The 21084-nt window shown below is 66.8% G+C and carries 19 protein-coding genes; 1 reads left to right on the plus strand and 18 read right to left on the minus strand.

What is annotated here, in order from left to right:
* Positions 1 to 149 precede the first annotated feature (149 nt).
* Positions 150 to 629 (plus strand): DUF721 domain-containing protein, encoded by a 480-nt coding sequence (locus OEJ37_RS30830; RefSeq protein WP_034182644.1) that lies wholly within the window; start codon positions 150 to 152, stop codon positions 627 to 629.
* Positions 630 to 706: 77 nt separating this feature from the next.
* Here OEJ37_RS30830 and lpxC read toward each other — a convergent pair whose 3' ends face one another.
* The 18 genes from lpxC to coq7 all read right to left on the minus strand — a co-directional run bounded on the left by lpxC (position 707) and on the right by coq7 (position 20991).
* On the minus strand, positions 707 to 1624 hold the full coding sequence (lpxC, locus tag OEJ37_RS30835) for a UDP-3-O-acyl-N-acetylglucosamine deacetylase (RefSeq protein ID WP_152864759.1): 918 nt from the start codon (positions 1622 to 1624) through the stop codon (positions 707 to 709).
* A gap of 240 nt (positions 1625 to 1864) precedes the next feature.
* Positions 1865 to 2371: a peroxiredoxin gene (locus OEJ37_RS30840; RefSeq protein ID WP_031398947.1), complete on the minus strand. Its 507-nt coding sequence runs from the start codon at positions 2369 to 2371 to the stop codon at positions 1865 to 1867.
* Positions 2372 to 2557: 186 nt separating this feature from the next.
* Complete coding sequence (gene ftsZ, locus OEJ37_RS30845) at positions 2558 to 3754, minus strand: cell division protein FtsZ (protein WP_006477012.1); 1197 nt, start codon at positions 3752 to 3754, stop codon at positions 2558 to 2560.
* A 111-nt stretch (positions 3755 to 3865) separates the two neighbouring features.
* A complete protein-coding gene (gene ftsA / locus OEJ37_RS30850; protein ID WP_034182640.1) occupies positions 3866 to 5098 on the minus strand; it encodes a cell division protein FtsA in 1233 nt (410 codons plus the stop codon).
* Positions 5099 to 5124: 26 nt separating this feature from the next.
* Complete coding sequence (locus tag OEJ37_RS30855) at positions 5125 to 5877, minus strand: cell division protein FtsQ/DivIB (protein ID WP_034182639.1); 753 nt, start codon at positions 5875 to 5877, stop codon at positions 5125 to 5127.
* Between the two features lie 19 nt (positions 5878 to 5896).
* Positions 5897 to 6838 carry a D-alanine--D-alanine ligase gene (locus OEJ37_RS30860; RefSeq protein WP_124455309.1) on the minus strand — a complete coding sequence of 314 codons (942 nt, stop codon included), beginning with the start codon at positions 6836 to 6838 and terminating at the stop codon, positions 5897 to 5899.
* Position 6839: 1 nt separating this feature from the next.
* The gene (murC, locus tag OEJ37_RS30865) at positions 6840 to 8237 is read right to left on the minus strand and encodes a UDP-N-acetylmuramate--L-alanine ligase (protein ID WP_174420898.1); all 1398 of its coding nucleotides are present in this window, start codon (positions 8235 to 8237) and stop codon (positions 6840 to 6842) included.
* Positions 8234 to 9337, minus strand: a complete 1104-nt coding sequence (murG, locus tag OEJ37_RS30870; protein ID WP_174420897.1) for an undecaprenyldiphospho-muramoylpentapeptide beta-N-acetylglucosaminyltransferase — start codon at positions 9335 to 9337, stop codon at positions 8234 to 8236. Before murG ends, murC begins: the two co-directional genes overlap by 4 nt.
* A gap of 121 nt (positions 9338 to 9458) precedes the next feature.
* Positions 9459 to 10742: a putative lipid II flippase FtsW gene (gene ftsW / locus OEJ37_RS30875; RefSeq protein WP_174420896.1), complete on the minus strand. Its 1284-nt coding sequence runs from the start codon at positions 10740 to 10742 to the stop codon at positions 9459 to 9461.
* A complete protein-coding gene (murD, locus tag OEJ37_RS30880) occupies positions 10739 to 12250 on the minus strand; it encodes a UDP-N-acetylmuramoyl-L-alanine--D-glutamate ligase (protein ID WP_174420920.1) in 1512 nt (503 codons plus the stop codon). The genes ftsW and murD overlap by 4 nt, the downstream gene beginning before the upstream one ends.
* Before the next feature lie 28 nt (positions 12251 to 12278).
* Positions 12279 to 13448: a phospho-N-acetylmuramoyl-pentapeptide-transferase gene (mraY, locus tag OEJ37_RS30885; RefSeq protein WP_047899715.1), complete on the minus strand. Its 1170-nt coding sequence runs from the start codon at positions 13446 to 13448 to the stop codon at positions 12279 to 12281.
* A 16-nt stretch (positions 13449 to 13464) separates the two neighbouring features.
* On the minus strand, positions 13465 to 14871 hold the full coding sequence (locus OEJ37_RS30890; protein WP_175921081.1) for a UDP-N-acetylmuramoyl-tripeptide--D-alanyl-D-alanine ligase: 1407 nt from the start codon (positions 14869 to 14871) through the stop codon (positions 13465 to 13467).
* On the minus strand, positions 14868 to 16406 hold the full coding sequence (locus OEJ37_RS30895; RefSeq protein ID WP_263348545.1) for a UDP-N-acetylmuramoyl-L-alanyl-D-glutamate--2,6-diaminopimelate ligase: 1539 nt from the start codon (positions 16404 to 16406) through the stop codon (positions 14868 to 14870). Before OEJ37_RS30895 ends, OEJ37_RS30890 begins: the two co-directional genes overlap by 4 nt.
* Positions 16403 to 18250 (minus strand): peptidoglycan D,D-transpeptidase FtsI family protein, encoded by a 1848-nt coding sequence (locus tag OEJ37_RS30900; RefSeq protein WP_175921085.1) that lies wholly within the window; start codon positions 18248 to 18250, stop codon positions 16403 to 16405. Before OEJ37_RS30900 ends, OEJ37_RS30895 begins: the two co-directional genes overlap by 4 nt.
* Positions 18247 to 18588: a cell division protein FtsL gene (gene ftsL / locus OEJ37_RS30905; protein WP_175921086.1), complete on the minus strand. Its 342-nt coding sequence runs from the start codon at positions 18586 to 18588 to the stop codon at positions 18247 to 18249. Before ftsL ends, OEJ37_RS30900 begins: the two co-directional genes overlap by 4 nt.
* Positions 18585 to 19526 carry a 16S rRNA (cytosine(1402)-N(4))-methyltransferase RsmH gene (rsmH, locus tag OEJ37_RS30910; RefSeq protein WP_174420892.1) on the minus strand — a complete coding sequence of 314 codons (942 nt, stop codon included), beginning with the start codon at positions 19524 to 19526 and terminating at the stop codon, positions 18585 to 18587. The genes ftsL and rsmH overlap by 4 nt, the downstream gene beginning before the upstream one ends.
* Positions 19527 to 19549: 23 nt before the next feature.
* Positions 19550 to 19978: a division/cell wall cluster transcriptional repressor MraZ gene (mraZ, locus tag OEJ37_RS30915; RefSeq protein WP_006487094.1), complete on the minus strand. Its 429-nt coding sequence runs from the start codon at positions 19976 to 19978 to the stop codon at positions 19550 to 19552.
* Between the two features lie 386 nt (positions 19979 to 20364).
* Positions 20365 to 20991 (minus strand): 2-polyprenyl-3-methyl-6-methoxy-1,4-benzoquinone monooxygenase, encoded by a 627-nt coding sequence (coq7, locus tag OEJ37_RS30920; RefSeq protein ID WP_175921088.1) that lies wholly within the window; start codon positions 20989 to 20991, stop codon positions 20365 to 20367.
* Positions 20992 to 21084: the final 93 nt, after the last annotated feature.

Consider the following 21084-nt stretch of genomic DNA (forward strand, 5'->3'; position numbering starts at 1 on the left):
GCACGCGGGGACGCGTGCGCCTGCGTCTCGGCCGGACGGGCATTGCGCGCCGAGGCCGGGCGGACGGGGCGAAAGCCGCCCGTGCACGGGCCGGCGCGGGTACAATCGGCGTCAACGTCCGCGCGCGTGCGCGCCCGAAGAATGCCTCGATGAACCGATTTTCCAAGCGTTTCGGCCCGCTCGCCGCGCATCGCCCGCAACCCGTGTCCGAAGTGCTCGGCCGCACCGACGCGTTCACTGCGCTGCGCGCCGGCGTCGAGCAGATCGCGTCGCTGCAGCGTGATCTGTCCGCGCTCCTGCCCGACTATCTTGCGAATCATGTCGAACCGGGCTTCGTCAAGGACGGTACCCTGACCCTCTTTGCCGCGCACAATGCGCTGGCCGCGCGGCTGCGGCAGGTCGAACCGCGGCTGCTCGGCGATCTCCAGAAGCGCGGCTGGCCCGTCGCGACGCTGCGCGTGCGCGTGCGTCCGAAGGACGCGCCGGAGCCGCCGCACGTGAAGCAGGCGCGGATGACCTCGGTCGGCGCCGCCGCATTGCGCGACCTCGCCGACCACCTCGAACCGTCGCCGCTGCAGGCCGCGCTCGCGCGGATGGCGGCCCGACACGGCGCGAAATCGCCGCGCTGAGCGCGCCGCCGGCGGCGGCCGATCAACAAAAAAGCGGCCCGCAGGCCGCTTTTTTTATCGCTGGTGCCGAACGCCGGTCAGGCGAACGCAGTCTGCGCGTCGAACGCGAAGCCGCTCGGCGCAGTCTGCGGATCGTCGAACGTGACGATCTCGTATGCGTCTTCGTGCGCGAGCAGCTCGCGCAGCAGCGCGTTGTTCAGCCCGTGCCCGGACTTGTACGCGGTGTACGACGCCAGCAGCGGATGGCCGACCACGTACAGGTCGCCGATCGCGTCGAGCATCTTGTGCTTCACGAACTCGTCGTCGTAGCGCAGCCCGTCGTTGTTCAGGATCCGGTACTCGTCGAGCACGATCGCGTTGTCCATGCTGCCGCCGCGCGCCAGGCCGAGCTCGCGCATCATTTCGACTTCATGGGCGAACCCGAACGTACGCGCGCGCGCGATCTCGCGCACGTACGACGTGTTCGCGAAATCGACCTCGAGTTCCTGGCCCGTCTTGTCGACGGCCGGGTGACGGAAGTCGATCGTGAATTTCAGCTTGAAGCCGAAAAACGGATCGAGACGCGCGAACTTGTCGCCGTCGCGGATTTCAACCGGCTTCGTCACCTTGATGAACCGCTTCGGCGCGTTCTGCTCCTCGATGCCGGCGGACTGGATCAGGAACACGAAGGACGCGGCGCTGCCGTCCATGATCGGGATTTCCTCGGCCGTCACGTCGACATACAGGTTGTCGATGCCGAGCCCCGCGCACGCCGACATCAGGTGCTCGACGGTCGACACGCGCGCGCCATCCTTCTGCAGCACCGACGCGAGCCGCGTGTCGCCGATCGACATGGCCGATGCGGGAATATCGACGGGCGTGGGCAGGTCGACGCGCGAGAAGACGATGCCCGTGCCGGGCGCCGCCGGACGGAGCGTCAGTTCGACCTTGCGGCCCGAGTGCAGACCGATACCCACGGTCTTCACGATCGATTTGATGGTGCGCTGCTTCAGCATGGTGTTCTTCGTCTTGATTGAAGATATCAATCAGGAGTTATATTCGATAGATGGGATTATAGCGTAATTCCCTATTCAACGCTGTTTGAAACTGCGTATCAATCTGTTTCGGCAGTTTACCCGCGCCGATACGGGACGGGCCGATGCCCGGAACGGAGGCGTTTCCGGTCATCGGCCCGTGTTACAACTGCCCTGAGGCCGGTGAGCAGCGTTGCCGGCAGGCAACGGCGCACCGCACGATCAGGACGTCAACGTCGCGAGAACACTCGCCGCATCGCTCACTTCGAATTTGCCCGGCGCCTCGACGGCCAGCGTCTTGACCACACCGCCGTCAATCACCATCGCGTAGCGCAGGGAACGAATTCCCATGCCACGCGCGGACAAATCCTGCGTCAGCCCCAGCGCATGAGTGAAAGCCGCGCTGCCGTCCGCCATCATGCGCACCTTGCCCGCGGTGTGCAGATCACGTCCCCATGCGCCCATCACGAATGCGTCGTTGACGGACACGCACCAGATCTCGTCGATACCCGCCGAGCGCAGTTGCTCGGCGTGTTCGACGTAGCCCGGTACATGCTGCGCCGAGCAGGTCGGCGTGAAAGCGCCCGGCAATCCGAAGATCACCACCCGCTTTCCCGCAACCTGGTCGCGCACGCTGAAGGCATTCGGCCCCAGCGTGCACCCTTCGCGCGCGTCGTCGATGAATTCGAACAATTGCGCGTCGGGCAGCGCGTCGCCCACTTGAATCATGGCTGGTCCCTCATAGCGATACGGTTTTTCAGCGTGTTGCGGACAGCACGGCCCATCCCGCCCCGCCGAAGCGAAGTGGGCACGTTTCCCGGCCCGGCGTCGCATCCGACGCGGCCTGTCGTGGTCCGTAGCATCCGTCACGCCGGCGATACCGCGGCGATTCCGCCGCGGCTTCGCCTGTGTGCGTCAGTCAGCCTGCTTGCGCAGGAAAGCCGGGATGTCGTACGTGTCGACACCCTTCTCCTGCAGCGCCTGCACGTGCGATGCCGCGGTTTCGCGCGAGTTGCGCCACACCGCCGGCGTATCGAGCGCGCCGTAGTCGGCCGTGCTGACGTGATGCGGCTGCGCGTAGCCGTGCGACACCGCGCTGACCGGCTGGTTGTCCGTACCCGTGCGCAGCAGCGTCATCGGAGCCGACTGCTGCTTCTTCGCAGCACGGCCCAGACCCGTCGCCACGACCGTCACGCGCAACGCATCGCCCATCGCGTCGTCGTACACCGCACCGAAGATCACCGTGGCATCTTCCGCCGCGTAGCTCTTGATCGTGTTCATCACTTCGCGCGTTTCCGACAGGCGCAGCGAACGGCTCGACGTGATGTTGACCAGCACACCGCGCGCGCCCGACAGATCGACGCCTTCGAGCAGCGGGCTCGCCACGGCCTGTTCCGCCGCGAGGCGTGCGCGATCGACGCCGGCGACCGTCGCCGTGCCCATCATCGCCTTGCCCTGCTCGCCCATCACCGTCTTCACGTCTTCGAAGTCGACGTTCACGAGGCCATCGACATTGATGATTTCAGCGATGCCCGCGACCGCGTTGTTCAACACGTCGTCCGCGCACTGGAAGCACTTGTCCATCTCGGCGTCGTCGCCCATCACGTCGAACAGCTTGTCGTTCAGCACGACGATCAGCGAGTCGACGTGATCCTCCAGTTGCTGCGAACCTGCTTCAGCGACGCGCATCCGCTTGCCGCCTTCGAACTCGAACGGCTTGCTGACGACACCGACCGTCAGGATGCCCATCTCTTTCGCGATCTGCGCGACCACCGGTGCCGCGCCCGTGCCCGTACCGCCGCCCATGCCGGCCGTGATGAACACCATGTGCGCGCCGCGCAGTGCGTCGGCGATGCGCTCACGCGCTTCTTCCGCTGCCGCACGGCCCATTTCCGGCTTCGCACCGGCGCCGAGGCCCGTGTTGCCAAGCTGGATCACCGACGATGCGCGCGAACGCGACAGCGCCTGTGCGTCCGTGTTCATTACGATGAAATCGACGCCCTGCACGCCGCGGTTGATCATGTGCTGTACGGCATTGCCGCCAGCGCCGCCAACGCCGACCACCTTGATGATGGTGCCGTTGGTCTCGGTTTCCAGCATTTCGAATTCCATGTTGCCTCCGTCAAGAGAATGACTGCTAATCGGCCGTTATTCGGCAGGAGATCGGGCAACCCCCTGTCGCGCGCCAGCCGCCGGCACCGGCGCGAATTTCGATTCGGTTCGTCAAAAGTTGCTCAGGAACCATTCCTTCATCCGCGAGAACACCTGCCCCGCGTTGCCGGACTGCACGGCGACCTTGCGGCCGCGCATGCGCTGAGCGCTGCCTTCGACGAGCAGCCCCATCGCCGTCGAGTAGCGCGGATTGCGCACGACGTCAGAGAGGCCACCTGCATACTCCGGCGCGCCGATGCGCACCGGTTTCAGGAAAATGTCTTCGCCGAGCTCGACCATGCCCGGCATCATCGCGGCGCCGCCGGTAATGACCACGCCGGAGCTCAGCAGTTCTTCGTAACCCGACTCGCGCACGACCTGCTGCACGAGCGAGAACAGCTCCTCGACGCGCGGCTCGATCACGGCCGCGAGCGCCTGGCGCGACAGCGTGCGCGGGCCGCGCTCGCCGAGGCCCGGCACTTCGACCATCTCGTCCGGATCCGCGAGCGCCTGCTTCGCGATCCCGTAGCCGACCTTGATGTCTTCCGCATCCGGCGTCGGCGTGCGCAGCGCCATCGCGATGTCGCTCGTGATCTGGTCGCCGGCGATCGGGATCACCGCGGTGTGGCGGATCGCGCCTTCGGCGAAGATCGCGATGTCCGTCGTGCCGCCGCCGACGTCGACCAGCACCACGCCGAGATCCTTCTCGTCTTCCGTCAGCACGGCCAGCGACGACGCGAGCGGCTGCAGGATCAGGTCGTTCACTTCCAGCCCGCAGCGGCGCACGCACTTGACGATGTTCTGCGCGGCGCTCACCGCGCCCGTCACGATGTGCACCTTCACCTCGAGCCGGATGCCGCTCATCCCGATCGGCTCGCGCACATCTTCCTGGCCGTCGATGATGAATTCCTGCGTGAGGATGTGCAGCACCTGCTGGTCGGTCGGGATGTTGATCGCCTTCGCGGTCTCGATCACGCGTGCGACGTCGGTCTGCGTGACCTCCTTGTCCTTGATCGCGACCATCCCGCTCGAGTTGAAGCTGCGGATGTGGCTGCCCGCGATCCCCGTGAACACGTTGGTGATCTTGCAGTCGGCCATCAGCTCGGCTTCCTCGAGCGCGCGCTGGATCGACTGCACGGTGGCCTCGATGTTGACCACCACACCTTTCTTCAGACCCTTCGACTCGCTCTGGCCGAGACCGATCACCTCGTAGTGACCCTCGCCTTTCAGCTCGGCGACGATGGCCACCACCTTCGACGTGCCGATGTCGAGGGAAACCAGCAGATCCTTGTAGTCTTTGCTCATAAAGTGCTCTTGCGTGTGATCTCTCGTTACTTCTTGCGCTTGTCGGTATCGGTCAGGAACCGCATGCCTGCCGCGCGAATCGCGAATCCGTTCGGATAGCGCAGATCCGCGTACTCGATGTCGTTGCCCCAACGCTCCGTGACGGCCGGCCAAGCGGCGACAAGGCGCTGGCTCCGGTCATGCAGCGTGTCGCTGTTGCGTTCCTTGCCCAGCTCGACCTGCATGCCGTTCGACAGCTTCACCGTCCACGCGTACCGCGCCGACAGCGTCACTTCTTCCGGCGCCGCCTTCAGCGGCGCAAACCATTTCCCGAAGTCGCGATACCGCGTGACGACTTCCTTCGCACTGCCCTCCGGGCCGTCGAACGCCGGCAGTTCCTTGTCCAGTTCGCCCTGGTTCGCGGTGAACAACTCGCCGTCGACGCTCACGAGCTGGTCGCTGCCCCAGGTCCCGAGCGGTTTGTACTCCTCGAGCGTGACAGCCAGCGCATTCGGCCACACCCGGCGCACGCTCGCGTGCCGCACCCACGGCATCTGCTCGAACGCGGCACGCGCCGTGTCGAGATCGACCGTGAAGAAATTGCCCTTCAGCCGGCCGACCACGCCCGCGCGCACCGTCGGCGAGTTGATGTGCTCGGTGTCGCCGTCGATCCGGATTTCCCGCAGCGCGAACGTCGGGCGCTGGATCAGCCAGTAGCAGCCGGCCGCCGCCAACACGAGCAGCAGCAGCGCGTACAGCGCGCTGGCGGCAAGGTTGAGTTGGCGAACGTTGTTCCACATACGTCGTTTCGTTCCTGCGTCAGTCGTTGAGCGTGAGCGACAGCACCTTCACGACCAGCTCCGAATAGCCGATGCCGACCGCGCGCGCGGCCTTCGGCGGCAGCGAGTGGTCGGTCATCCCGGGGGCCGTGTTCACTTCCAGGAAATACGCATTGCCGGCCGCGTCGAGCATGAAATCCGCGCGGCCCCAGTCGGTGCAGCCGAGCACGTCGAACGCGCGGCGCGCGATGCGCTTCAGTTCCGCTTCCTGTTCGGCCGGCAGGCCGCACGGAATCAGGTATTGCGTATCGTCGGCGACGTACTTCGCGTGGTAGTCGTAGAACTCGCCTGCCGGCACGATCTTGATCAGCGGCAGGTCGAGATCGCCGGCGATGCACGCGGTGTATTCACCGCCGCCCTCGATGCTCTTCTCGACGATCACGATCTTGTCGTGCGTCGCGGCTTCCGCCAGCGCGGCCGGCAGCGCGTCGGCCGTCTTCACCTTCAGCACCGCGACACTCGAGCCTTCGCTCGCCGGCTTCACGAACAACGGCAGGCCGAGCTTCGCGACGATGTCGGTCGCGCGCGCCGCGAGGTCGTCGCCGCGCATCACCGTCTCGAACGGCGGCGTCGGCACGCCCGTCTGCTGCCACACGAGCTTCGTGCGGAACTTGTCGAGGCCGAGCGCCGACCCGAGCACGCCGCTGCCCGTGTAGCGGATCCCGTAGAAATCGAGCGCGCCCTGGATCTGGCCGTTCTCGCCGTAGCCGCCGTGCAGCGCGTTGAACGCGCGCACGAAGCCTTCGTCCTTCAGCGCCGACAGCGGCCGCTCGGCCGGGTCGAACGGATGCGCATCGACGCCCGCGTCACGCAGGCCCTGCAGCACGAGGCGGCCCGAGGTGAGCGACACCTCGCGCTCGGCGGATTCGCCGCCGAACAACACCGCCACCTTGCCGAAACGTTTCGGATCGATCCCGCTCATGTCATGCCTTCTGTTGTGTGTGTTGCACGAGCTTCGCCGGCACGCCGCCGATCGACCCCGCGCCCATCGTGATCACCACGTCGCCGTTCCGCGCGACCTTCGCCAATGCATCCGGCACGTCGTCGACCGTCGCGACGAACACCGGGTCAACCTTCCCCACCGCGCGCAGCTCGCGCGACAGCGCGTCGCCGTTGGCCGTCGCGATCATGGCTTCGCCGGCCGCGTAGACTTCCGTCAGCACCAGTGCATCGACCGTCGACAGCACGTTGACGAAATCGTCGAAGCAGTCGCGCGTGCGCGTGTAGCGGTGCGGCTGGAACGCCAGCACGAGGCGGCGGCCCGGGAACGCGCCGCGCGCGGCCGCGATCGTCGCGGCCATCTCGACCGGGTGATGGCCGTAGTCGTCGATCAACGTGTACTGGCCACCGTCCGCGGTCGGCACTTCGCCGTAACGCTGGAAGCGCCGGCCGACACCGTTGAATTCCGCCAGCGCCTGCTGGATCGCGTCGTCCGCCACGCCGAGGTCGGTCGCGATCGCGATCGCCGCGAGCGCGTTCTGCACGTTGTGCAGGCCCGGCATGTTCAGCACGACCGCGAGCGGCGCGCGCCCTTCGCGGATCACCGTGAAATACATCCGGCCGTCGCGCGCATCGATGTCTTCCGCACGCACCTGCGCGTCCGGCGACAGACCGTAGCGCACGACCGGCTTCGAGATGAACGGGATGATCTGCCGCACGTTCGGGTCGTCGACGCACACGACCGCGCTGCCGTAGAACGGCAGGCGCTGCGTGAATTCGATGAACGCCTGCTTGAGCCGCGCGAAATCGTGGCCGTAGGTGTCCATGTGGTCGGCATCGATGTTCGTGATGACTTCGATCACCGGATACAGGTTCAGGAACGACGCGTCCGACTCGTCGGCCTCGGCGACGATGAAGTCGCCCGTGCCGAGCCGTGCGTTCGCGCCGGCGCTGATCAGCCGTCCGCCGATCACGAAGGTCGGATCGAGGCCGCCCGCCGCGAGCACGCTCGCGACGAGGCTCGTCGTCGTGGTCTTGCCGTGCGTGCCGGCGATCGCGATGCCCTGCTTCAGGCGCATCAGCTCGGCGAGCATCACCGCGCGCTGCACGATCGGCACGCGCTTCGCGCGCGCGGCCAGCACTTCCGGGTTGTCCGAGCGCACGGCCGTCGACACGACGACCGCGTTCGCGCCCTCGATGTTCACCGCGTCGTGGCCGATCGCGATCCGCGCGCCGAGCGCCTGGAGACGATCGGTCACCGCGTTGCGCGACAGGTCCGAGCCGCTGACCTCGTAGCCGAGGTTGACGAGCACTTCGGCAATGCCGCTCATGCCCGCGCCGCCGATCCCGACGAAATGAATGTGTTTGACGATGTGTTTCATTGCAGTATTTCCAGGTTCGCGCCGGCCACCTTCGCGCAAACGCGCGCGACTTCATCGGTGGCCTCCGGCTTCGCCAATGAGCGCGAACGCTCCGCCATGTCCGCGAGCGACGCCCGCGTCTGGCCGCGCAGCCAGTCAGCAAGCAAATCCGCCGACAGGTCGCGTTGTTGCACCAGCACCGCCGCGCCCGCATCGGCGAGGAACGCGGCGTTGGTCGTCTGGTGATCGTCGACCGCATACGGGAACGGCACGAACAGCGCCGCCACGCCCACCGCCGCGATCTCCGACACCGTCATCGCGCCCGAGCGGCAGATCACGAGATCCGCCGCCGCATACGCGGCCGCCATGTCGTCGATGAACGGCACGAGCCGCACGTCTTCGCCGGCCGTGAAACCAGCCGCTTCGTAATTCGCCTTCAGCACGTCGATATGCTTCGCGCCGGCCTGGTGCACGATGCGCGGGCGTTCGCCCGGCGCCAGCAGCGCCAGCGCGCGCGGCACGACTTCGTTCAGCGCGGCCGCGCCGAGGCTGCCGCCGACGACCAGCACGTTCAGCGGGCCGCTGCGCGATGCATAGCGTGCTTTGGGCGCTTCCGTGCGCGCAAGTTCCGTGCGAATCGGGTTGCCGGTCCATTCCGCGTGCGGCAGCGCGCCGGGGAACGCGACGAGCACGCGTTTCGCGAATTTCGCGAGCACCTTGTTGGTCAGGCCCGCGATCGAATTCTGTTCGTGCAGCACAAGCGGACGGCCCGACAGCGCGGTCATCACACCCGCCGGGAACGTGATGTAGCCGCCCATCCCGAGCACGACGTCGGGCCGCACGCGGCGCAGCGCGCCAAGGCTCTGCCAGCACGCGCGCAGCAGGTTGAACGGCAGCGTGAGCTTGGTCTTCAGGCCCTTGCCGCGCAACCCGCCGAACCGCACGTACTCCATCGGAATGCCGTGCTTCGGCACGAGCGTCGCTTCCATCCCGGCCGGATTGCCGAGCCACACGACGCGCCAGCCCGCCGCTTCCATCCGGTGCGCGACCGCGAGCCCCGGGAACACGTGGCCCCCGGTGCCGCCTGCCATCACCATCAGCGTGCGTCGCGACGCGGTCATACCTTCCCTCCCCGCATCGGCAAGAATGAACGAACATTTTGGCTACGGCCGCTTCTCTTGACTTCGCACGCTGCGCGCACGAAGTTAGCCTGCGCCGAAATCGCGTACTGACGCGGGGAGGTCATACCTTCCCTCCCCGCATCAGTACGCGATTTTCATAGTCGACCCGCAGCAGCACCGCGAGCGCGACGCAGTTCAGCAGAATGCCGGAACCGCCATAGCTCACCAGCGGCAGCGTCAGGCCCTTGGTCGGCAGCAGCCCGAGGTTCACGCCCATGTTGATGAACGTCTGCGCGCCGAACCAGATGCCGATTCCCTTCGCCGTCAGCCCAGCGAACGTGCGGTCGAGTGCGAGCGCCTGGCGGCCAATCTCGAAAGCGCGACGCACGATCCAGTAGAACAGCAGGATCACGACCATCACGCCGACGAAACCGAGCTCCTCGCCGATCACCGCGAGGATGAAGTCGGTATGCGCTTCCGGCAGGTAGTTCAGCTTCTCGACGCTGCCGCCGAGGCCGACGCCGAACCATTCGCCGCGGCCGAACGCGATCAGCGAGTGCGTGAGCTGGTAGGCCTTGCCCTGCGCGTAGCGCTCGTCCCACGGATCGAGATACGCGAAGATCCGCTCGCGACGCCACGGCGACAGCCACACGAGCATCGTGAATGTGCCGACCGCCGTCGCGACGAGGCCGCCGAATAGCTTGCCGTTCACGCCGCCGAGGAACAGCACGCCCATCGCGATCGCGGCGATCACCATGAACGCGCCCATGTCCGGCTCGAGCAGCAGCAGCGCTCCGACGAGGCCGACCGCGCAGGCCATCGGCAGGAAGCCCTTCGCGAAGCTCTGCATGTATTCCTGCTTGCGGACCGTGTAGTTCGCCGCATAGATCGTCACCGCGAGCTTCATGACTTCCGAAGGCTGCATGTTCGTGATGCCGAGCGGAATCCAGCGGCGCGCGCCGTTCACGCCCTTGCCGACGTGCGGGATCAGCACGATCACGAGGCTGACGAGCGCGATCAGGAAGAGATGCGGCGCGTATTTGTCCCACGTCGACACCGGCACGCGGAATGCGATTACCGCCGCGATGAACGCGACGACGAGCGACACGCAGTGGCGCATCAGGAACGCGTAATCGTGATACGACGCGTATTTCGGCGAATCCGGCATCGCGATCGACGCCGAATACACCATCACGACGCCGAGCCCCAGCAGCGCGATCGCCACCCACAGCAGCGAATAATCGAAGTCGAGCATCCGCGAGCGGCTCGGGCGCACGCCGTTGACGACGCTCGCGAGGCCGCCCGTCGCGGCGCGCGTGGCCGACGCGACGCGACCGCCCGCGGCGTTGCCGCCGGCATCGCGCCGGTCGTTGAAACGGGAGACGAGGCGATCGGACCAGCTCATGGCGTCGCTCCTTTGTCGATGGCGATTTCGTCGACCGCCGCGCGGAACACATCCGCGCGATGGGCGTAGTTCCTGAACATGTCGAGGCTCGCGCACGCGGGCGACAGCAGCACCGCATCGCCCGGCTCCGCCAGGTCGGCCGCCGCGTGCACTGCGCCTTCGAGCGTCGCGTGATCGGCGAGCGGCACGCCCGTTTCGGCGAGCGTGTCGCGGATCGCCGGCGCATCGCGGCCGATCAGCATCACCGCGCGGCACCAGCGCGCGACCGGCGCGACCAGCGGCGCGAAATCCTGCCCCTTGCCGTCGCCGCCCGCGATCAGCACGATCTTCTGCGCAAGCCCGTCGAGCGCGGCAACCGTCGCACCGACGTTCGTGCCCTTGCTGTCGTCGACGTAGTCCACGTCGTCGATCGTCGCGATCACTTCGACGCGATGCGCTTCGCCGCGGTATTCGCGCAGCGCGTGCAGCAGCGGCGCAGCCGGCAGGTCGATCGCACGCGCCAGCGCGAACGCGGCCAACGCGTTCGCCGCGTTGTGCAGCCCGCGAATCCGCAGCGCGTCGGCCGGCATCAGGCGCTTCTGCGCGATGTCGGGCGTATGCGCGGCCTCGCGCTTGCGGCGGCGGGTCGGCGCCGCTTCCTCCGGCGCGTCGCGATCGACGGCTTCCACCAGCCATGCGATGCCGTTGTCGCGCGACAGCCCGTAGTCGCCGTCCTGGGTCGGCTCGTTCAGACCGAACGTGACCGTGCGCGGCGCATCGGCCACGCCCGCTGCCGGCGCGAACTTCATCACGGCCGCATCGTCGCGGTTCAGCACGCGCGTCGTCGTCGCGCCGAAGATCCGGCCCTTTGCGTGTGCGTACGCGTCGAAGCTGCCATGCCAGTCGAGGTGGTCCTGCGTGATGTTGAGGATCGCGGCCGCATCGGGCGCGAACGTGCGCGCGGTCTCGAGCTGGAAGCTCGACAGTTCGAGCACCCATACGTCGGGCAGCGCCGTTTCGTCGATCGCGTTCGAGAGCCGGTCGAGCATCGCCGGGCTGATGTTGCCCGCGACGGCAACCTTCTTTCCCGCGCGCTGGCACAGCAGGCCCGTGAGGCTCGTCGTCGTGGTCTTGCCGTTGGTGCCCGTGATCGCGAGCACCTTCGGCTGGTAGCCGCTCGTGCCGAGCGCGCGCAGCGCCTGCGCGAAGAATTCCAGCTCGCCCCACACCGCGATCCCGCGCTCGTTCGCGGTCGCGACCAGCTCCGCGAGCGCCGGCTCGAGCGGCGACAGGCCGGGGCTCAGCCCGACGATCTCGACGCCGCCGTCGAGCAGCGCGGGCGTGAATGGCCCGCCGACGAATTCCGCATCGATCCCTTCGGCCCGCAGCGCGGCAAGGTTGGGCGGCGCCTCGCGGGTATCGGCAATTCGCAGCCGGCACCCGTGCCTCGCGCACCATCGCGCGATCGCGAGACCCGATTCCCCGAGCCCCAGTACGAGCACCATCGGCCGTTGCCGATCTCCAAACATCTCGCCAGACATCCTTGTTACCTTTCCTTTACCGCAGCTTGAGGGTGGTCAGACCGAACAGGCACAGCATCAGCGTGATGATCCAGAAACGCACCACCACCTGCGTTTCCTTCCAGCCGGACAATTCGAAATGGTGATGCAGCGGTGCCATCTTCAGCAGCCGCCGCCCTTCGCCGTAGCGCTTCTTCGTGTACTTGAACCACGAAACCTGCAGCATCACCGACAGCGTTTCCGCGACGAAGATGCCGCCCATGATGAACAGCACGATTTCCTGGCGCACGATCACCGCGACCGTGCCGAGCGCGCCGCCGAGCGCCAGCGCGCCCACGTCGCCCATGAACACCTGCGCGGGGTGCGTGTTGAACCAGAGGAACGCGAGCCCTGCCCCGCCCATCGCCGAACAGAAGATCAGCAGTTCGCCCGCGCCCGGGATGTGCGGGAACAGCAGGTATTTTGAATACACCGCGCTGCCCATCACGTATGCGAACACCCCGAGCGACGCGCCGACCAGCACGACCGGCATGATCACGAGGCCGTCGAGGCCGTCGGTCAGGTTCACCGCGTTGCTCGCGCCGACGATCACGAAGTAGGTCAGCACGATGAAGCCCCATACGCCGAGCGGATAGCTGATCGACTTCAGGAACGGCAGCATCAGGTCGGCGCGTGCCGGCAGCCCCATCGACAGGCCGCTGCGCACCCACGCCATGAACAGGTCGAACACGCGCACGTTGTTCGCCTCGGACACGCTGAAAGCGAGGTAGACGGCCGCGAACAGACCGATCACCGACTGCCAGAAATACTTCTCGCGCGACGACATCCCGCGCGGGTCCTTGTGGACGACCTTGCGGTAATCGTCGACCCAGCCGATCACGCCGAAACCGAACGTGACGAGCATCACGATCCAGATGAAACGGTTCGTCAGGTCGCCCCACAGCAGCGTCGCGACCGCGATGCCGATCAGGATCAGCACGCCGCCCATCGTCGGCGTACCGGACTTGACGAGGTGCGTCTGCGGGCCGTCCTTGCGCACGGCCTGCCCGACCTTCATTTGCGTCAGCTTGCGGATCACCCACGGTCCGCACACGAGCCCGATCCCCAGCGCGGTGATGGTGGCCATCACCGCCCGGAACGTGAGGTACGTGAACAAGCGCAAAAAGCTTGCGTCTCCTTGCAGCCATTGCGCCAGCGCCAGCAGCATGCTTCCTTCCTTCTACTCAGTGGGCAGCGGGCGTCGCGCCCGCTGCGGGTTGGTTCGTCAGCGCGTCGACCACGCGCTCCATCTTCATGTACCGCGAGCCCTTCACGAGCACCGTCGCCTGCGCGCCGTAGCCCACCGCGAGCAGCGCCGACACGAGCGCGCCGACGTCGTCGAAATGGCGGGCCGTGTCGCCGTACGCAGTACAGGCATCGCGCGATGCATCGCCGAGCGCGAACAGCGCGTCGATCCCGCGCTCGCGAGCGTATGCGCCGATCTCGCGATGGAATGCCGGCCCTTCGTCGCCGACTTCGCCCATGTCGCCGATCACCAGCACGCGCGGTGCCGGATGCGCGGCGAGCACGTCGATCGCGGCACGCATCGAATCGGGGTTCGCGTTGTACGTATCGTCGACGACCGTCGCGCCGGCGAGGCTGCCGGCGATCGCCTGCTTCACCTGCAGCCGGCCCTTGACCGGCTCGAACGATTCGAGGCCCTGCCTGATCGCCGACAGTGCGACACCGGCGCCCAGCGCCGCGGCCGTCGCGGCCAGCGCGTTGCGCGCGTTGTGCTCGCCGAGCGCACGCAGCCGCACCGTGACGACGCCGGCCGGCGTGTCGATCGCGAGTTCGCCGCCGTGAAGACGGCCCGTGACCTGCGCTTCGGTCTGCCGGTCGGCATCGTTCAGCGCGAAATCGAGGATCCGGTTGCCCGTCGCCGCAACGCGCCAGATGCCCGCGTACGCATCGTCGGCCGGGAACACCGCGACGCCGTCCGGCGGCAGCGCATGAATCACGGCCGCGTGTTCGAGCGCGACGGCTTCGACCGTCGCCATGAATTCCTGGTGCTCGCGCTGCGCGTTGTTGACGAGCGCGACCGTCGGCGCCGTGAGGCGCGCGAGGATTTCGGTCTCGCCCGGGTGGTTCATCCCGAGCTCGATCACCGCGAGGCGATGCGCGGCCGACAGGCGCAGCAGCGTGAGCGGCAGGCCGACGTCGTTGTTCAGGTTGCCGGCCGTCGCGAGCCGCGCGGCGGCACCAACCGCCGCCGCGAAGATCGACGCGATCATTTCCTTGACGGTCGTCTTGCCGTTGCTGCCCGTTACCGCGACGAGCGGCAGCGGGAATCGATTGCGCCAGCCGTGCGCGAGCGCGCCGAGCGCGGCACGCGTTTCGCCGCCTTCGATCGCCGGCATCGCAAGGCCCGCCGGCACGTGCGCGACAAGCGCCGCAGCAGCACCGCGCGCGGCGACATCGCCGAGGAAGTCGTGCGCATCGAAGCGCTCGCCCTTCAGCGCGACGAACAGATCGCCCGGGCCGACCGTGCGGCTGTCCGTCGACACGCGGTCGAACGTGATGCCCGCGTCGCCGTGGACGGTTGCGCCGGGAATCAGGCGGGCGGCTTCGCCGAGACTGAGCATCGTCATTCGCCGCCTCCCTTGCCGTGCGTCGCGCGCGCTGCCAGTGCGAGCCGCGCGTGATCCTGGTCGGAGAACGTACGTTTCTTGCCCATGATTTCCTGCGTCGCCTCGTGGCCCTTGCCGGCCAGCACGACGACATCCTCGCGTGCGGCGCCGCGCACCGCCTGCAGGATCGCGCTCGCGCGATCCTCGATACGGCGTGCGCGATCGGGCGCGGTCATGCCCGCGACGATCTGGTCGATGACGCGCTGCGGATCTTCGCTGCGCGGGTTGTCGCTCGTGACGACGACTTCGTCGGCGAGCCGTTCCGCGATCGCGCCCATCAGCGGTCGCTTCGTCGCGTCGCGGTCGCCGCCGCAGCCGAACATGCAGACGAGCCGGCCGCCGCGCGCCGCGGCGATCGGGCGCAGCGCATCGAGCGTCTTCTCGAGCGCGTCGGGCGTGTGTGCGTAGTCGATCACGACGAGCGGTTCATCGTTCTGCAGCCGGCCGCCGAGCCGCTGCATCCGGCCGTTGACGGACTCGAGCCGTTCGATCTCGGCCAGCGCCGCGTCGAACGGCACGTCGGCCGCGAGCAGCGAGCCGAGCACGGCGAGCAGGTTGCTGACGTTGAACGTGCCGAGCGTGCCGACTTCGACGTCCGCGTTGCCCCACGACGAACGCAGGCGGAATGCCGTGCCGGTCGCGGTGGCGCGCACGTCGAGCGCGACCAGTTCGCGATCGGCGTCGGGCGCCTGCGCGTCGCCGATCCCGTACGCGATCGTGCGCACGCGGCCGGCCAGCTTCTCGAGCAGGCGCTGGCCGGCTGCGTCGTCGCGGTTGACGACCGCCGCGCGCAGGCCGCGCCATGCGAACAGCTTCGTCTTCGCGGCCTCGTACGCGTCGAACGTACCGTGATAGTCGAGGTGATCCTGCGTGAGGTTCGTAAATACCGCGATGTCGAATGCCGTACCGTTCACGCGCCCCTGGTGCAGCGCGTGCGACGACACTTCCATCGCCACGGCCTTCGCGCCCGCGTCGCGCAACTGAGCAAGGCTACGCTGCAGTTGCGGTGCGTCGGGTGTCGTGAAGCCGGTCGGCACGAGCTGGCCGGGCATCCCGCTGCCGAGCGTGCCGATCACCGCGCACGGCTGGTGCAGCGCCGTCAGCGCGGCGGCGATCCACTGCGTGCACGAGGTCTTGCCGTTCGTGCCCGTTACGCCCACCGCGAGCAGGCTGTCGCTCGGATCGCCGTACCAGCCGCTGGCGATCTCGCCGGCGAGCTGGTCGAGCGCCGGTATTGCGAGCGCGACGGGCACGGCCGGCGCAGCGGCCAGCCCTTCCGGCTGATACAGCACGGCGGCCGCACCGCGTGCGACGGCGTCGGCAATGAAGGCGCGATTGTCTGCCCCGTCGACCGCATACGCGACAAACACGTCGCCGGCCTTGAGGCCGCGCGTGTCGGCATGCAGTTGTGCCGCGGGGGCCACATGCTGACGCAGCCACGCAAGCGCGGCTGCAATCTGCTGATGCGCCGGATGGGAACTGCGGGCGGCGCTCATCGAACAACTCCTGGTGAATTACGCGTCGTGCTGGACACGATCATATGCTTCGCACCGCCACCCGCGGCCAGCTTTTGCGGCCCCGTTGCGGCAGGTGCTGCCGGCGAATCGTCAGACACGACGAGCTGCTTGATCGGCATGTTCGGCGGCACGTTCAGCGCACGCATCGTGTCGCCGGCGATCGCCGAGAATACGGGGCCGGACACCTGGCCGCCGAAGTGGCTGCCGGCGGTCGGCTCGTCGACCGACACCGCGACGACGATGCGTGGATTCGGCATCGGCGCCATGCCGACGAACGATGCGCGGTACTTGCGCGTATAGCCATGGCCTTCATGCTTGTACGCGGTACCGCTCTTGCCGCCGACGCGATAGCCCGGCACGGCCGCATCCGGCGACGTGCCGCCCGGCGCGACCACCGTCTCGAGCATCGCGCGCACTTCGCGCGCGGTGGTCGGGTTGAACACCTGCGTGCCCGCGACCTGCTGGTTGGGGTCGGTCTTGAAAATGGTCACGGGCATCAGCTCGCCGTCGTGCGCGATCGCCGTGTACGCCCGCGCCAGTTGGAACAGCGACACCGACAGGCCGTAGCCGTACGACATCGTTGCCTGCTCGATGCGGCGCCAGCTCTTCCACGGCCGCAGGCGGCCGGCCACCGCGCCCGGGAAGCCGACCTTCGGCGCCTGGCCGAGGCCGATGCTGGTATACATATTCCACATTTCCTCGGGCCGCATCGTCATCGCGATCTTCGTCGCGCCGATGTTGCTCGACTTCTGGATCACACCGCCGACCGTCAGCGTGCCGAAACCCGCGTCGTCGGTGATTGGCGCGCCGTCGAGCACGAAATGCCCGTTGCCCGTCTCGACGAGCGTGTTCGGCGTCACGCGATGCAGGTCGAGCGCGAGCGACACCGTAAACGGCTTCATGATCGAACCCGGCTCGAACACGTCGGTCATGATCCGGTTGCGCAACTGCTCGCCCGTCATGCGCGAGCGGTCGTTCGGGTTGTACGTCGGGTAGTTGACGAGCGCGAGCACCTCGCCGGTGCGCACGTCGACGACCATCGCCGCACCGGCCTTCGCCTTGAACTTCTCGACGGCGGCCTTCAGGTTCGCGTACGCGATGTACTGGATCTTGCTGTCGATCGACAGGTCGACGTCGGTTCCGTTGTGCGGCGGGATCTGCTCGGCGACGTCCTCGACGATGTGTCCCATCCGGTCCTTGATCACGCGGCGCACGCCCGACGTGCCGGACAGCATCTTCTGGTCGCCCAGTTCGACGCCCTCCTGCCCTTCGTCCTCGACGTTCGTGAAGCCGATCAGGTGCGCGGTGATCTCGCCTTCCGGATAGAAGCGCTTGTATTCGTTGCGCTTGTAGATGCCCGGAATGTCGAGCGCGGCGACCTTGTCCGCGATGTCGATCGGCACCTGGCGCTTTACGTAGACGAAACCCTTGTCTTCCGACAGCTTCACGCGCAGCTCCTTCGACGTCATGCCGAGAAGCTTGCCGAGCTGGTTGACCTTGTCGGCGTCGAGATCGTCCGGCACCGCGTCGGGAATCGCCCAGATCGCGCGCACCGGCAGGCTCGTCGCGAGCACGAGCCCGTTACGGTCGAGGATCTTGCCGCGCGTCGCGGGCAGCTCGAGCGTGCGCTGGTAGCGGCTCTCGCCCTGCTTCTGATAGAACGCGTTGCCGGGCCCCTGGATCCAGAACGCCCGCGCGGCCAGCGCGACGAACGCCATGAACAGCATGAACACGACGAGCTTCGAGCGCCACATCGGCAGGTGCACACCCAGCACGGGGCTCGACGTGAATTTCACGTTCTGGCGCTTTTGCGACGGCTTCATCGCGCGCCCCCCTTGCCCTTGCCGGCCGTGTCGGCCGAAGCAGGGATCGGCGCGTCGATCGCCTTCGCGGCGCCCGGCGGCAGCGTCAGGTATTGCGTGCGGCCGGTCGTGATCGGCAGCATCTTCAGCGAATCGTTCGCGAGCTGCTCGATGCGCGACGTCTTCGATAGCGCGCTCTGCTGATATTGAAGCTGCGCGTAATCCTGCTGGAGCTGACGCTCCTGCGACTGCGCGCGCTGCAGCTGGATAAAGATCTGGCGCTGCTGGTTCGTCGAGTTGACGACCGACAGCGCGCAGCCCATCACGATGATCAGCAGGAAGATATTGAAGCGGCTCATGGCGTGATGCGCTCCGCAATGCGCATCACGGCGGACCGGGCGCGCGGATTCGCTGCGACTTCCGCATCACTCGGAAACTGGCGGCTGATGATCTTGAGCGGCGGGCTCGGGAGGTCGACGGCACGGATCGGCAGGCGACGATCGACCGCGGGCGCACTGGCGTGCGCCTGCATGAATCGCTTGACGATCCGGTCCTCGAGTGAATGAAAGCTGATGACCACCAGCCGCCCCCCTTGCTCCAGCAACGACAGTGCCGCGTCTAGTACGACTTGCAGGTCCGCAAGCTCTTGATTGACGTGAATCCGTATAGCCTGAAAGGTGCGGGTTGCCGGATCCTTGCCCTTCTCACGGGTCTTGACGACGTGACCCACGATTTGGGCAAGCTCGCCCGTGGTGCCGAGAGGCCCAAGACGGTCGGACTCTGCCCGGCGAGCAACAAGCGCCTTTGCAATCTGAAAAGCAAACCGTTCTTCCCCATAATCTCGTATCACCTCCGTCAATTCCTGCACCGAAGCCCGCGCGAGCCATTCGGCTGCCGACTCGCCACGCGTCGGATCCATTCGCATGTCCAGCGGACCATCGGCGCGGAAGCTGAAGCCGCGCGCCGGATCGTCCACCTGCGGCGAGGACACGCCCAGGTCCAGCAACACACCGGACACCTTCTCGACGCCGCGCGCCGCAAGCGCGTCGCGCATCGAAGCAAAGCTGTCATGCACGATCGAGAAGCGCGCATCTTCGATGCCCTGCGCCGTCTCGATCGCCCTCGGATCCTTGTCGAACGCGATCAGCCGCCCGGACGGCGCCAGCCGCGCGAGCACCGCGCGGCTGTGGCCGCCGCGCCCGAACGTGCCGTCGACATAGATGCCGTCCGGCCGCGTCACGAGCGACTCGACCGCTTCGTCCAACAACACTGTCCGATGCTGCAATTCATTTCCCATCGCGGGCGTCTCCGTCACCGCAATCAGAATGTGAAATTCTTCAGCGCGTCGGGCATGCCCTGCGCCATCGCCGCCTGCTCCTTCGCGTTGTAGGTCTGCGAATCCCACAGCTCGAAGTGACTACCCATTCCCAACAACATGACTTCCTTTTCCAGTCCGGCTGCCATGCGCAGCTCGGGCGATACAAGAATCCGGCCCGCGCTATCGAGATCGACGTCCATCGCATTGCCGAGAAAAATTCGCCGCCACCAGTGCGCATCCATCGGCAGCGCGGCGATCTTGGCGCGGAACACTTCCCATTCGGGGCGCGGAAACAGCAACAGGCAGCCGTCCGGGTGCTTGGTCACAGTCACCCGTCCTTCTGCCTGTCCTTGCAGCGCTTCGCGATAGCGAGCCGGCACCGACATCCGCCCTTTCGCATCGAGCGTCAGCGCCGACGCCCCTTGGAACACTTTCCGCTCTCCCGTTCAGGGCACCGAAGTACCCGACCAATGCTGAGAATTTAGCCGGAATAGCCCGCCAAATCACACAAAAATACACTTTCTCACACTGTCTCCCACTTTAGAGGAAGGGTGTGACACGGTCAAGGGAGCGGCCCGCTTTTTTGACGAATTTTGTTAGTTAGAACAAGGACTTACGCGCACATGCTCATACGGCCCCTCAATCCAAAAACCGTTATAAATGAATGAGCTAGTGCAACTTGTGAAGGTGATACGTGAGAAAGACGGGCCAGACGGGCGTACGGAAGGGGCTTTCAGGGGCGGGAAAACGTGGAATAAACGGGCGGTATCGGCGGCGGTGAACCGGGGTGGCGTCACGCGCCACCCCGGCGCAAATCTCAGAGATAGTAGGCAGTGCTCGTCATGACTTTGGACGCGGCACGCATCAGCATCCGCGCAGGCAGCGGCAGCTCGATTCCGCCAGCGTCGGTCGCGGCCTTGCCGTGCTTCACCTCGTCGATGCGCATCTGGTCGACGATCGCGCGCGACGCCGTATCGGTCGCCGGCAGCTCCGACATATGGCCTTCCAGGTGACTCTCGACCTGCCGCTCCGTCTCGGCCATGAAACCGAGGCTGACCTTGTCGCCGAGCGTGCCGGCCGCCACGCCGATCGCGAGCGCGCCGGCATACCACAGCGGGTTCAGCAGGCTCGGACGCGAATCGAGCTCTTTCAGGCGATGCGCGGTCCACGCGAGATGGTCCTCCTCCTCGCGCGCGGCCTCCTCGAACATCGCCTTCGCCGACGCCGTGCGCGCGGTGAGTTTCTGCGCCTGGTAGAGCGCCTGCGCGCAGACTTCGCCGACGTGATTCACGCGCATCAACCCGGCGGCATGCGTCCGCTCCGCGGGCGTCAGCTCGACGGCCGGCGCGACGGCCGGCGCGGGCACCGGCCGGCTCATCCGGCTAATGCCGGTCAGCGATCGCAGGCCGCGATCGAATTCGCTGATCAGTTCATCCAACACCATCCTGTTCTCCTGGCTGCATGTGCCGCCGCGAGCGGCGAGGGCACGAGTCCGCTGCGTAACCGACTTGATTCTTCAGCGGAAATTGCGGTTAAC

The organism is Burkholderia sp. BKH01 (assembly GCF_025685725.1).
Classification (GTDB): domain Bacteria; phylum Pseudomonadota; class Gammaproteobacteria; order Burkholderiales; family Burkholderiaceae; genus Burkholderia; species Burkholderia pyrrocinia_C.